Raw genomic sequence first — 12,629 nt, forward strand, 5'->3', positions numbered from 1 at the left:
TTTATCATCCTTTGCTCTTGTTTTGATTCAATATAAAATTGTTCTGAGAATTTTTACGTCTTAATTGTGTCGATCTTTTAAACAATGTATTCCAATTTTGTTTTTTACCTTTGAAGTCTATATGATACCAAAAGCAACTCAATGTATTATTAGGAATATTATGTGAAAATCCGATAATTAATTGGCTATCCTCATAACCTAAAATATTTCGATGTTTTTCACCCCAAATTTCTTTTTCCAATTCAAATACAGCATTAAAATCGTTATGGTCGAATTTTTCATTATTAATAAATACTTTGTCGACTTTATACTTGTAATTTATTTTTATATCGAAATCTTTCTGTATACTCTTATATGAATTAATTTTTTCCAAAGCTTCTTCTGTTATTATTATTAAATTTATTATAATTTGCTTACCTTTAAGATTAAGTTCTTTATCTTCCAAAAATTTCACTATAGTTCCACCAGATCCTGAAATATCATCAAAGAAAACTAGAGTTTTTATAGATTCATCTTTACCAAGTCGAGATAAATCAGTGTTTATTGTATCTTTATAAGTAGTAATTTCTTCTTCTCTAAAAATCTCTCTGACCCACATAGTCATTTCATCAGAGCTATTGCTTCCTATCCCATTTGGTTTTAGAGGGAAAATACATAAATCTTTTTTGTTATTCGAATCAAATACCATTAAAATTTGTTCCTTTAGTATAAGCTTAATCTCCAGCTTAGAAAAAAATCTAAATTCACTAAACAATTTAATTAAAGTTGATTCAACATTTATATCGTCTACATTTGACAACCAATTCGTAAATTTCTGTTTTATATCCCGCAAAAAATACTCATCTTCTCCGTATCTATCCAAAAAATCTCGTATTACTTGTTCTTTTTCCATATTAACTCCTAATCATCATTTTAATAATCTAGTTAGCAGAACTTTTGGATAATTTTTTGTTTAATATAAATTATTGTTATTCCCAACCTAAACAATAAGTTGATCTTAATTCTAACATTTACTATATATAGATAGTAATTATTTATTTCATCGAATAGTATCTTTTCTAGCCAAAGTATTTTAAGAACAATAAAGAAAATTTACTGAGCTGGCTGTAGCAATTTGATAGGACTTTTCCATATTCGTGCCTGATTTTCGGCGATGGAATCGGTAGAGAATAGCTACAATAGGCGTATATTACAGCTTATTACGATTCGCTATGATTTCATTTTGGAGGTCGAACTATGAATCAACAACTCGAACAAGCCCAGCAATTCCACCAGCTCCATCAGCAGGCACACCCTCTTATTCTTGTGAACGCTTGGGATGTCGGAAGTGCACAGACGATACAGGAATCAGGCGCACAGGCGATTGCGACAGGAAGCTGGTCGGTAGCTCATGCGCATGGCTACGAGGATGGCGAGCAGCTACCCTTTGAGCTGGTGCTGGCTAATGTACAGCGTATCTGTAAGCACAGCGATGTGCCTGTTACGATTGATATCGAAGGTGGTTACGGACAGACACCTGAGCAAATACAGCACAATGTTATACAGATCATTCAATGTGGTGCTGTGGGAATTAATATCGAGGATCGATTGCCCGCAGGCGATGGCTTATATTCGATCCAGCAACAACAGGCACGCCTTCGCGCTGCTCGTGAAGCGGCTGACAAAGTGTCCATTCCGCTGTTTATCAATGCGAGAACCGATATCTTTTTTCAGGCTGCTGTGGAGACGCATGATCATACGCATCTCGAAGCTGCCATACAGCGCGCCCATGCGTATGCTGAGGCAGGCGCTCATGGGATCTTCGTGCCTGGACTCTGTGATGAGCAGCTCATCCGTGAGCTATGCCAGCAGTCTCCGATTCCTGTGAACATCATGTTCTCGGCAACCATGCCCTCTATTTCCACATTGACCGCCTGCGGCGTCGCTCGGATCAGCTACGGGCCGCATCCCTACCTACAGCTGATGGATACACTGAAGCAATGCAGCATACGCGCACTGGCAGGGCAATTCTTTTAACCAATCAGATTGCTTGAGCGAGCACATCATGGGTATGCATAGCTTGACTACATCACTACCATATCGCCATAAAATATAATCGTCCATAAAAATATAAGCCCCAGACTACCGAAGCATGGATCGGCGATCTGGGGCTATTTTAAGTATACGTAGTCATCAATTTAAAAACATAGAAGGAGTAGCACCACTAGCCATAGTGCTTATTTATGATAAAGGAGAATGCTGTTGGCGCTGTTATTCCTTATTATTGCTTCGCTACATGCTCGCCTGCATAGTTCAGTCCAGCACGATATGCCTGCTCTAGCAAGCGCTCATAATGCTCTGGCTCCATTCCACCCGTTTCGTATAAAAATTCCACATGGGAATCGGATACACCGCAGTAATCAGCAATGCCTACATTAAGTAAATTTTCAATCGCTGTGCGATAGTTACGCTTATCCATCTGTGCCTTCGATACACCGGTTAGCGTCAGCCACAGCACCTTCTGCAAATGCAGCTGATCCGCTCCATAAGCAAAGCCATTGTTCATCACGCGATCAATATAGCCCTTGAGCATCGCTGGCAAATGCCACCACCAGAGTGGGAAGACGAATGCGACAGCATCATGTCGTTTGAGACGCTCCATCTCGGTTTCGATTTGAGGGGAGAACTTCTGATGCGGCATCTCCATATTCGGCTCATCCATTCCTTGCAAAATCGGATCAAATCCAATTCGATGCAGGTCTACAATCTCATACTGGTGTCCAGCATCCTTCAAGCCCTGAGCAAAATGATCCACTGCCTGAAAGGTTAGCGAATCCTGTCTTGGATGTGAAACTACGATTAACACGTTCATATCGATATCCTCCTCGTTTCATGAGTGTAGGCTTGGTAGTCATGATTACGGTCTGATGCTATTATAAACTTGTCTATTGTGGCGCGGAAGTACGCACTTTGATGTGCCATAGGTACACCAATGTACCCTGGGAACATCAAAGTGCCTATCCTGCTACTGAATCTACGTATCCCTTTTATACAAGTCACGATACGGCTTCAGAGCATCCAACAACCTGTTCATATCGCATTCGCTTCGTACATGATAAGCTTCATACCCATCCACGATTCACCAAGGAGGACACATCGATGAGCGACTATAACGAGCAACAGCCCAATAACGAACCACCTGAGAAAAGATACCGAGTCGGCGTTGAAGCTGCACTCGAAGTAATGGGTGGCAAATGGAAGCCACTCATCATCTACCATCTTATGGATGGCGCCAAGCGCACCTCTGAGCTACGCCGACTCATACCGGATATTACGCAAAAGATGCTAACTACACAGCTCCGAGCACTAGAAAAGGACGATATCATCGTTCGCAACGTATACACCGAGATTCCACCTAAGGTCGATTACGAGCTGACCCCTTACGGTAGAAGCCTCAAGCCTGCGCTCGATCTGCTCTGCTACTGGGGCGAGGAGCATCTGAACAAGGTGTATGGCGATAAGTCGAAGGTGCTGGAAGAATTTTAAATCTTGATCTCCACACCCATCGCTTCCGCAATCAGCTGAAAATCATCTGCCGTGATCTGAAATTGCCCTCTACGAAATAGATATCCCCAGTTGCGATTGTCACGTGTAAACGATAGCTGATCCAGCAGCCCACGAATACTTGCCTGCTGGCAATGGAGATAATCAATATTGCGGCGAAACGGAATAAACGTATCGGACATCGCATACTCATACACTTCATCATCGCGTACCCGTCCAATAGCGGTAAACGCCTGTAGCGGCTCACCGCTTTTCATTTCCGTGCGCGGCGAATAATATACAAACCAATCTCCGCGCTTCATTTTCCGTAAAGGCGCTGCCTTACCATGACATAATTGCGCAAACCCTCCTGCCACCCCGCGCTGTACATGCGCTTCTGAGACGACACCAATCCAGTACGATGGAGCAGATGATCCGGCAGAAAAGGACTGATCTGGCACATTGTGAGACAAAGCTGTCGGCATAGCTGCTGTAGTCGTGGTATCTCCCCCTACAGCAGCTGAGTGCATTGAACCTATAGTTACCTCTTCGGGCATCGCTGTCTCTCCTGCGATAGGACTGTTTTTAAGCATGTGCATGATTCCACCCTTCTTCCAGACGTTGCTGCTGATGCAGATGATGGCGATAATGCATCTCGATCAGCCAGAACCATTCCCATGCATTCAATCCACCGAGACGTGGATGGGCAACCGTAGGTAAGGACGGCTCAGACTCATTGCGTATTGCTCCCTGTGTAGCGTGAATGGATAGGTTTACGTTCTCGGATGCTGTATTGTCGGAGGGGGTCACTGTCGGGACAGCTGCTTGTTCACCTTCCTCTGCTGACATCCCATTCTTTGCGGCATACATCATCAGTTGCTCCTGTACCACCTGTACAGCTGGAGCCACCTCCATCATCTGGCGTAGCGTTTCCTGCAAGCCTTCTACAAGCTGCTCCTTATGATCCGGCTGTAATGGCGTATATTGCGGAGATGGTGGCACCTGAATGCGCTCCTGCGGAAAGCTACCATATTGAAATAAAGCTTCGCCCTGTGCAGTTTTGGCTACATACTGGGGCTGGGCTATATTGGCACCTACCTGTGTAGCTTCGGTATCTTTACCAGATGTCTGCGTTGCTAGCTCGCCCACCAGCTGCTCTTCCACTGACAGACAACGCCGTACATTAGCCAGCTGCATGCCTTGTGCCGATTGAATCAGATGCACGATCATCTGCCCTAGCGACCATTCATCTGGAGTAGGCTTCCATAGCAGCTGCTCCATCGACACCTGCTCTAGCTTTTGAATATAGCCTTTCACTGTATGCTCCATGCGCTGTAGCACCTCATCTACATATACCTGCTGCATCATATGATGCTGTGTTGCCATAGTATTCATCGCTTCGGTCTTAACCACTTTATCCAGCTCCTTTTATCAAATATTGAAGATGGATTCAGCATAACAAAACGCTACTGACAGCAGTGTGTCAGTAGCGTTTTTGCATTTTTTTAATTTCTTCGCGCAATCGTTCTCGTAGCGATTCCGGCTCCAGCACCTCGACCGCTGCTCCCCAGCCTAGCGTCCATTGTAATAGCTCCTCGATGCGCCGCACTCGTAGCGTCGCCAGCCATCCGCTCTCATCTGGCTCCAATGATTCCATATAGAAATTGCCCGTTTCCTGCACCTGCTCTCCAGCAGAAGCATCGAACCGCATCCGTACGACGATATGACGATCATCCATCGCCTTGCGTGCATGCAGATCAAAGCCCGGCTGGATCTCAAATGACTGCTCCAGTACCGTCAGCTCTCGCATACGGGATAATCGAAAATGCCGAATCGCCTGCCGCTCATGACAAAAAGCAACCAGCATCCATGCCGCCTGTGTGAAGACAAGCCCATACGGATCGACCGTACGCACACTATGACGCAAATCCTCTGGCTCCGTTAAGCTTTTGGAATAATGAAAATGCACACTGTGCTTCTGTAAAATAGCATGACGCAGCGGCTCCAGACGTTCCTTTTCCAGTACAGTCGTTCCTGCCATGCGTTCATGCAGTAAGCGAATCGCCGACCGTACCCGTGATGCCTCCTCCTGCACCGGCTTGGTCAGAATGGCCTCGATCTTCTGCTGCGCATGATGTGCCTTCGCCCCATATTCCGCATCCAGCAGCATATGCACAAAGTCCGCACCCACGAGTAGCGCCACCGCTTCCTCTGCTGTAAAGCTAACCGGAGGCAAGAAATATCCCTCCATCAGCGAATAACCCATGCCCGGCGCACCGACTACCGGAACGCCCGCCTCACTCAGCGCCTGCACATCCCGATAGATCGTCCGCACACTCGTCTCAAACTGCGCTGCCAGATCCTCCGCCCGCCGCATCCCATAACGCTGTAGCTCCATAACGATGGCTAGCATGCGATCTGTTTTGTTCATAAGGTGTTCCTTTCTGTAGAGGGTGTAGGGGTATAGTTAAGCAGCTATACGCGTCTATATCGGATAAAAGCCACAGCTTTATTTTAATCCTTTACTTTTTTCATTTTAATTCCAATACATACTATACTTGTTTAATATATTTTAATGATCAATCTATTGAACAATAAGCTTATTTATAAGATGAAAATGAGGGATATTTATGTTTATAGGTTACATTCTCATATTAATCGTGGTTATTTCGCCGATCCTTTATCATCAAAATAAAAGGATTCGCTCACTGGAAGAAAAACTAGGCAAATTAGATGAACAAAATAAACAAAACTAATTTTCAAATAATCCAGCATGCATCTATTCTATTTCTATTCCTCGATTGGGCACCGAAAAATAATTCATCTGCACTGTAGAAACCAGCTTTTCCTTTTCTGCTGCTGTGATTGCGCCTGTGCAATTGTGGGACTGCTCCTGAGAAAAGTCACGTCGATACTTGCCTTCTTCCAGCTTCATATCCACAAAATCAACAATCTGTTGTAGTGAGGCGATCTGATTCACAATATTTGCCCGATGATCGCGTAGCAGCTGCACTAATTCGGGATATTCCGCTGGATCAGCATCGGCAGACACATCCAGAAAAGGGCGCATCTCATCCAGAGACATCCCGGTCTTTTTTAAACAGTTCAGCAGCAGAATCGTCTGCATATCGGATGAGCGGTACATACGGTGCCCATTTTCCTTGCGAGCGATCTTCGGCAATAGCGCAATCTTCTCATAATAACGAATCGTATCCTCACTAATACCTGTTTGCTCAGCGACCTGCTTGATCGTAAATGTCGTCTCCATATCCATCGCATGCTCACTCCTATCGGCTATTGTACTGACCATGATATAACCTGGAGCTGACTCCAGGTCAAGCTTATCGTTCCACTATGATTCTGTCTATATACGGGCTTGACCTGAAGTCGACTCCAGGTTTTACAATGAGCACCAGCAGCAACTATTCCATTGCCCAAAGGAGATCGACCTATGCCTACACCACCTTATATCGCCTGTATTACAGGTGCCAATGCCGGAATCGGCTTAGAGCTTACGCGCAAGCTATTGCGGGAGGGCTGGAACGTCATTGCGATCAACCGTTCCGACTTTTCGCTAGCAGACGCTCCCATTCAGCAGGCAATCCAAAGCCGACAGCTTCGACCGTATACCGTCACTGATCTTGCGGATTACGATCCTCTACGCGCTGTGCTATACAAGATTCAGCAGCAGGAGCAACGGATCGACGTGTTATTCAACAATGCAGGCAGAAGCTTTCCCGAGCTTAGCTATTCTCCGCAAGGGCGCGAGCTTCATTACGAGCTGATGACCGTGGTACCTTATATCATTCTAATGGAGCTACGCGAGCTTCTGCATCGCAGCACGATCCGAACGGTCATTAACACCTCATCGTCTGCCTTCCAATTCACACGCCAGATCGACAACGCTACGCTACAGCAACCCCAAACCTTCCGCAAGCTCATCGGCCCGTATGCCTCCTCCAAACTGGCATTATCGCTATGGACACAGGCAGCGGCACCTTATGTAGCCAGGGAAGGCATCATAATACGCAGCGTCGATCCAGGCGGTAATAATACACTCCGCAAAGATAAACCGTCCGGCTTACCGCTGCTGGTTAAGCCGCTGATGAAGCTATTCTTCCCTCCACCAACTCACGGCGCAGAGCAGCTGTATCAAGGAGCCATGGATAGCAGCATCCATCACAACCAGACAGGTGTTTTTATATCCAAAGGCAAAATTACAAAGCTTAAATTCAGCGATCAGGCACAGGAGATTTGGGAGCAGGTACATCGCATTTATGAGCAGGAATTTATTGGTAAAGAGGCTTCGTTTAAGTGAACAGTTCACTTGCATATGAAGTATAAAGCTATATACAAAGCCACAAAAGGAGGACTTCGCTGGAAGTCACTCCTTTTGTGTTCTAATTAGATGGAAAATACGGATGATTTTTAATAATCAGATATGGTGAAGCCTATCCTCAAGCCCTGCATGACCATAGACAATGGTTGCGTTTATTTCGTACCGATCGATTTGTCACGCTTTGGGCTTGCAATGGTAAATAGATCAGACATACGAGCATAATATTCACCTGCCAGGCGTGCCACAGGTTGAAGCTGGAACGGATCAATTTTCCCATTATCATAAATACGATCATCGATGTGCATCTGCACCACACGACCGAGCACGAGATTGGAAGACCCTGCTCCCTTGCCAATCGTTAAAATATCCTCCAGCACGCATTCCATATGGATCGGGCTTTCCTTTACACGATAAGGCAATACCTGTGCGCTAGGCACAGGCGTTAAGCCCGTCTCCTGAAATTCATTCACCTCATAGGCAAATTCAAACGAAGCTTCATTCACCTGTGCTACGATCTGCTCGGTCACAATATTGATCACAAATTGCCCGGTCGCTTCAATATTGCGCAGTGTATCCTTTTTCGTGCCGTCCTCTGGACGAATTAAAGGAGCAAAGGCAACGGTAAAGGGCTGCGGACACACACCGCAAAAGTTACTAAATGGTGCCAGATTCGGAACGCCCTCCGCAGACATCGTGGACACGAGCGCGATCGGTCTCGGAACAATCGATCCTGTATATAATTTGTAGCTGTCCTTCCAAGTAAGTTGGTCGGTAATAATCTCCATGCTTATCGCATCCTCTCTTCTTATCCATGTATACGCATCACGCTGATCGTATTCCCTTTCGTTAACGCCAATTCGGTGCCGTCAAAAGGGTATGGCTGAAGTATACGGATTAGAGCTGACTCGAAGTCAAGCATCGAAAATAAATTGATAGCAGCGTCATATTCAGATCGCATTGTAGGCAATAAAGCGTAAGCATCCACTATGTCATAGCCAATTTAGCTCCAGCTGACGCATAATAGCTATCGAAAAGCTTGACTTCGAGCTAACTCTAAGGTGTACGATCATAATATGTATACAGAATGAAGGAGAGACGATGCCATGCTAACCATTAGCCAGGTGACCGAGCAAACCGGCTTGACCGCCTACACGCTTCGCTATTATGAAAAGATTGGCGTGCTCAAAAATCCACAGCGCACAGAAGGCGGCGCACGCCTGTATAGCGAAAGCGATGTTACGTATATCCAATGCCTTGTTCATTTAAAAAAGCTAGGCTTATCGCTAGAAGAGATTACCGAGTTTACCCGTGATGGCTGTGTGATGGAGAAGATCAAGCAGGGGGAAGACCCTGCTCATTTCACACCTACACTAAGCAAACGAACCGAAATTTTGTCCAAATATCTCGCAGAACTGGAAGCCAAGCGGCAGGAGCTGGATGAGATTATCGCGATGACACGGGCGAAGTTGGAAGGATATCATGAGCTAGCGCAGGAGTAGGGGAGCTATGTGTTCTTGTTGAGGATACATTCCGTTCCATACATTTAGGATCATATGGGATCAAAAAGGTTAGCCGCATGGCTAGCCTTTTGATTGGTATGAGGAAGTCTATAGCTTCTGGTTAATGTATAGCTATGAATACAACACCCCTACTCCTTTTCTAAATTACATATCATTCTGTATATTCAGAGAATGACGCAGCAAACTTTAGCTACTATCTTGCACCAAACCGCTTGATCGCTTCTTCCGTCACGGGCTCAAAATAATTCACCAGATTCCCATCTGGATCACGAAACAGCATCGAGCGATTTCCCCACGGCATTGTCGTTGGTTCCTGCACCCACTGCTCTACCAGTGGCTGCAAGCGTACATACTCAGCGCCCAAATTATCAACGCGAAATTCTAAAATAACTGTACAATTACTTGCCGCCTCTACCGTATCCGTGCCAAATAGCTGCGCGGTCTGCGAATGCCCAATTGCCGATGTACAAGACGCCAGCACCAGCTCGGCAAATACAGGCATTAGTCGCTCGGCCTGCATCTCAAAGACTCTTTCATAAAACGATACCAGACGATCCAGATCGTCGGTAATGATACGTACAGAAGCAAAATTCCATCTAAATGTCCTTCAAATACACTCCGAGAGCGCAAGGAAATTAGAGCGAACGGATGGAAGAAGAAGAAACTCACCTTCCAAATAATGGGGTTAATCACATTGATTTGGGTGTTTTTCTGGGTAAGGATATTTTATTTTCAACTAGCCTCACAGGTTTTATAAAAATATAGCATAATATTAGGTTACAACCTTTAAACAGGAACTTATGTTCTGTATAATGGAACTTATACATAGATTTAAAATTTAGAAGAAAGGAAAGTTAGTTCATATAAATCTTTAATAACTCCTCATAGCTAATATTAATTTCACGAGAGGACAAACGATCTTTGCGAGATCTCCATAATCTGTCTATTAATTCTTTTTTAGACTCTCCAATTCCGTAATGAAGGTGACGATGACATAATGGGCATAAAGCTACAATATTTTCCTCAACATCCAAACTTGCTGAAGGGAAACGAGACTGTTGGGAAACAGGTACAAGATGATGAGACTCAACATAAGGTCTGCCTGTAACGCTAATAAAAGTATTATGATTGGGATCTACTTCACATCTATATCCTGCAGATTCTTGTGCTTTCAATCCTATTGACGCGTTCCGATTATATTTTAAAACAGAAGATACTATAGGTAGCCTAACTGCAGCAGCTCCTATTTGTCTTTGATACTCAAAATCTTCATCATCAATCTTTTCTTGAGCTTCAAAGCGAACGACTTTCTTATCATTTTCATGTATAGCTTGAATAGCACTATCCCAATTAGCTCTACTGCTCCAACCAATATGAAGAAGTGTTTCACCTGAACGAGTAAATATGAACCAAATATCTCCACTTCTAGGGGAAAATTCACCACTTTTAAAATATAATCGAAGTTCATTACCTGTTTCTTTAGGATGAACTACAGCCAATGAAGTTTGATATTCCTGGTTATTTGAATTATGGACAGTAAATTGTTTATATCTAGAAACGTCATCAATTAAAGAATGTCCAACTCTTCGTACTATCGACGAAGAATTATACACTGAATAAAGTATATTTTTTTCATCTCGATCAATAGTCACACTTTTATCTCCCGTAGCTTCTCTATCTGTAACTTCTGAATAAGCCCCTGCATTAGCATTATAGATTCTCATAAGTTCTGCGGTGAATTTTGGCAAGTCGTCTCTACCTTTCATAGTTTAATAGGTTAAAATAAAGTATATATTAATCTAAAAAGCCATCAAATAAAACTCATTCTATAAACGAAAAGATAAATTATTAATTATTTGTTTTATCTAAAGTTACTAACTACTTTCAGATCAATATAGAGTATAATTATTAGGTACGTGTTACTCTATTCCAAATTAAGAGATAGCACAAGGAAAGGAGTTCAAGATGTACAAAGTTCTCGATTTATTCTCTGGTTGCGGAGGATTAAGTGAAGGGTTTCTCCAAGCAGGATTTGATGTTTCTGTTTCCGTAGAAATTGATCAAAAAGCATGTATAACACAACAACAAAATCATCCTGAAACTTTCATTATTCAAGGGGATTTAACTGAACTTACGCCAGAGCTGCTTACATCACAAAGTGGAAAGTCTCAGTTTGATCTTATTATAGGTGGTCCACCATGTCAGGGATTTTCCATGATCGGAACACGCCTTGGAACAAGCAAATCTTTTGGAGAGTTTGGAGAGGATCCTCGAAATAAGCTATATAAAGAGTTTGTAAAATATGTACGCCACTTTCAACCTAAAATGTTTTTAATGGAGAATGTTCCAGGTCTTTATTCTATGCATAAAGGATCTGTTAAAGAAAATATCGAACAAGATTTTGAATATGATGATCCCGAGGGCAATTTTATTGGATATAATGTTACAACAGATATAGTTAGAGCAGTAGAGTTTGGTGTTCCTCAAAATCGTGAACGAGTTATCTTTTTAGGAGTACGGAAAGATTTAAATACCTCTATTAGCCATCCAACTCCAATTTATGGCGAAGGAAGTTACTTCACAGTAAAAGATGCTATTAGTGATCTTCCTGAGTTAGGTGTTAAAGATGGTCAACATTGTATGCCTTTCACAAGCAAAAAAAGAAGTGGCTATTTACAAAAGCTGAATTCTAATTCTAAGAAACTAAAGCGAGCTAACAACTATAAGAATGGCTATTTATACAATCATGTTTCTCGTTATCAGAACGATCGAGATAGGGAATTATTTCGCATTTTGAAACCATTTCAAAATCTTAAACACTTAGATCCAGACCAAATTCCGATTAGGCTTCGCAAAGGCTTTAATGATTTTTATCGTAAAATCGATTTTGATCGTCCTTCGCCAACGATTATTGCTCACTTACACAAGGATGGTTTAGCTTTTATTCATCCAGATAGTAAGCAGGCTAGATCAATTTCTGTTAGAGAAGCAGCTAGATTACAAAGCTTTCCGGATAACTTTATTTTTCCAGGTCCATTAACTGCAATGTTTAAACAAATTGGAAATGCTGTGCCACCATTATTGGCCTATCACTTAGCTTGTCATATGAAAGATTTATTGAAACAGCTTGGTTACGAAGAACTTCCGTATCAACAACAACTAGCATTTAATATTTGAATTGATATTTAGTAGAATAAAGAGAGCCTTTCAGGCTCTCTTTTGTCTATATAAAGCAAAATAAGGTTGTA

The 12,629-nt window shown here is 43.1% G+C and carries 14 protein-coding genes; 5 read left to right on the forward strand and 9 right to left on the reverse strand.

Annotated features, from left to right (window positions below):
* Window positions 1–4: 4 nt before the first annotated feature.
* Complete coding sequence (locus SK066_RS22750) at window positions 5–892, reverse strand: phosphoribosyltransferase-like protein (RefSeq protein ID WP_320543139.1); 888 nt, start codon at window positions 890–892, stop codon at window positions 5–7.
* 344 nt (window positions 893–1,236) lie between these two features.
* On the opposite strand from SK066_RS22750, the gene SK066_RS22755 reads away from it, so the two are divergent.
* Complete coding sequence (locus tag SK066_RS22755) at window positions 1,237–2,016, forward strand: isocitrate lyase/PEP mutase family protein (RefSeq protein ID WP_320543140.1); 780 nt, start codon at window positions 1,237–1,239, stop codon at window positions 2,014–2,016.
* A 244-nt stretch (window positions 2,017–2,260) separates the two neighbouring features.
* Here the strand turns inward: SK066_RS22755 and SK066_RS22760 are convergent, their stop codons facing one another.
* Complete coding sequence (locus SK066_RS22760) at window positions 2,261–2,851, reverse strand: NAD(P)H oxidoreductase (protein WP_320543141.1); 591 nt, start codon at window positions 2,849–2,851, stop codon at window positions 2,261–2,263.
* A gap of 287 nt (window positions 2,852–3,138) precedes the next feature.
* Between SK066_RS22760 and SK066_RS22765 the strand changes: the two genes are divergently transcribed.
* Entirely contained in the window at window positions 3,139–3,525 is a 387-nt protein-coding gene (locus SK066_RS22765; RefSeq protein ID WP_320543142.1) for a winged helix-turn-helix transcriptional regulator, read from the forward strand.
* On the opposite strand, the gene SK066_RS22770 is transcribed toward SK066_RS22765, so the two are convergent.
* The 4 genes from SK066_RS22770 to SK066_RS22785 form a co-directional block, all read right to left on the reverse strand.
* Window positions 3,522–4,079 (reverse strand): EVE domain-containing protein, encoded by a 558-nt coding sequence (locus tag SK066_RS22770; RefSeq protein WP_320543143.1) that lies wholly within the window; start codon window positions 4,077–4,079, stop codon window positions 3,522–3,524. The genes SK066_RS22765 and SK066_RS22770 overlap by 4 nt on opposite strands.
* 28 nt (window positions 4,080–4,107) lie before the next feature.
* The gene (locus SK066_RS22775; protein ID WP_407673722.1) at window positions 4,108–4,935 is read right to left on the reverse strand and encodes a DinB family protein; all 828 of its coding nucleotides are present in this window, start codon (window positions 4,933–4,935) and stop codon (window positions 4,108–4,110) included.
* 70 nt (window positions 4,936–5,005) lie between these two features.
* Window positions 5,006–5,953 carry a helix-turn-helix transcriptional regulator gene (locus SK066_RS22780; RefSeq protein ID WP_320543144.1) on the reverse strand — a complete coding sequence of 316 codons (948 nt, stop codon included), beginning with the start codon at window positions 5,951–5,953 and terminating at the stop codon, window positions 5,006–5,008.
* 348 nt (window positions 5,954–6,301) lie between these two features.
* On the reverse strand, window positions 6,302–6,796 hold the full coding sequence (locus SK066_RS22785; protein ID WP_320543145.1) for a MerR family transcriptional regulator: 495 nt from the start codon (window positions 6,794–6,796) through the stop codon (window positions 6,302–6,304).
* 177 nt (window positions 6,797–6,973) lie between these two features.
* Between SK066_RS22785 and SK066_RS22790 the strand changes: the two genes are divergently transcribed.
* Window positions 6,974–7,840 carry an SDR family NAD(P)-dependent oxidoreductase gene (locus SK066_RS22790; protein ID WP_320543146.1) on the forward strand — a complete coding sequence of 289 codons (867 nt, stop codon included), beginning with the start codon at window positions 6,974–6,976 and terminating at the stop codon, window positions 7,838–7,840.
* A gap of 173 nt (window positions 7,841–8,013) precedes the next feature.
* On the opposite strand, the gene SK066_RS22795 is transcribed toward SK066_RS22790, so the two are convergent.
* Window positions 8,014–8,646, reverse strand: a complete 633-nt coding sequence (locus tag SK066_RS22795) for a flavin reductase family protein (protein WP_320543147.1) — start codon at window positions 8,644–8,646, stop codon at window positions 8,014–8,016.
* Window positions 8,647–8,964: 318 nt separating this feature from the next.
* Here SK066_RS22795 and SK066_RS22800 point away from each other — a divergent pair, with 318 nt between their 5' ends.
* Window positions 8,965–9,360, forward strand: a complete 396-nt coding sequence (locus tag SK066_RS22800; protein WP_320543148.1) for a MerR family transcriptional regulator — start codon at window positions 8,965–8,967, stop codon at window positions 9,358–9,360.
* A gap of 214 nt (window positions 9,361–9,574) precedes the next feature.
* Here SK066_RS22800 and SK066_RS22805 read toward each other — a convergent pair whose 3' ends face one another.
* Window positions 9,575–9,955, reverse strand: coding sequence for a VOC family protein (locus SK066_RS22805; RefSeq protein ID WP_320544951.1), 381 nt, complete (start codon window positions 9,953–9,955; stop codon window positions 9,575–9,577).
* Window positions 9,956–10,235: 280 nt separating this feature from the next.
* Window positions 10,236–11,129 (reverse strand): HNH endonuclease, encoded by an 894-nt coding sequence (locus tag SK066_RS22810; protein WP_320543149.1) that lies wholly within the window; start codon window positions 11,127–11,129, stop codon window positions 10,236–10,238.
* A gap of 217 nt (window positions 11,130–11,346) precedes the next feature.
* Here SK066_RS22810 and SK066_RS22815 point away from each other — a divergent pair, with 217 nt between their 5' ends.
* Window positions 11,347–12,558, forward strand: coding sequence for a DNA cytosine methyltransferase (locus SK066_RS22815; RefSeq protein WP_320543150.1), 1,212 nt, complete (start codon window positions 11,347–11,349; stop codon window positions 12,556–12,558).
* Window positions 12,559–12,629 lie beyond the last annotated feature (71 nt).

The sequence above is a fragment of the Paenibacillus hunanensis genome (assembly GCF_034055775.1).
Taxonomy (GTDB): domain Bacteria; phylum Bacillota; class Bacilli; order Paenibacillales; family Paenibacillaceae; genus Saccharibacillus; species Saccharibacillus hunanensis.

What these genes read in the sequence shown, in the direction of transcription:
- SK066_RS22760 (WP_320543141.1), bottom strand. Translation starts at nt 2,851, where the DNA reads ATGAACGTGTTAATCGTAGTTTCACATCCAAGACAGGATTCGCTAACC.
- SK066_RS22780 (WP_320543144.1), bottom strand. Translation starts at nt 5,953, where the DNA reads ATGAACAAAACAGATCGCATGCTAGCCATCGTTATGGAGCTACAGCGT.
- SK066_RS22790 (WP_320543146.1), top strand. Translation starts at nt 6,974, where the DNA reads ATGCCTACACCACCTTATATCGCCTGTATTACAGGTGCCAATGCCGGA.
- SK066_RS22815 (WP_320543150.1), top strand. Translation starts at nt 11,347, where the DNA reads ATGTACAAAGTTCTCGATTTATTCTCTGGTTGCGGAGGATTAAGTGAA.
- SK066_RS22755 (WP_320543140.1), top strand. Translation starts at nt 1,237, where the DNA reads ATGAATCAACAACTCGAACAAGCCCAGCAATTCCACCAGCTCCATCAG.
- SK066_RS22765 (WP_320543142.1), top strand. Translation starts at nt 3,139, where the DNA reads ATGAGCGACTATAACGAGCAACAGCCCAATAACGAACCACCTGAGAAA.
- SK066_RS22785 (WP_320543145.1), bottom strand. Translation starts at nt 6,796, where the DNA reads ATGGATATGGAGACGACATTTACGATCAAGCAGGTCGCTGAGCAAACA.
- SK066_RS22750 (WP_320543139.1), bottom strand. Translation starts at nt 892, where the DNA reads ATGGAAAAAGAACAAGTAATACGAGATTTTTTGGATAGATACGGAGAA.
- SK066_RS22795 (WP_320543147.1), bottom strand. Translation starts at nt 8,646, where the DNA reads ATGGAGATTATTACCGACCAACTTACTTGGAAGGACAGCTACAAATTA.
- SK066_RS22800 (WP_320543148.1), top strand. Translation starts at nt 8,965, where the DNA reads ATGCTAACCATTAGCCAGGTGACCGAGCAAACCGGCTTGACCGCCTAC.
- SK066_RS22770 (WP_320543143.1), bottom strand. Translation starts at nt 4,079, where the DNA reads ATGCCCGAAGAGGTAACTATAGGTTCAATGCACTCAGCTGCTGTAGGG.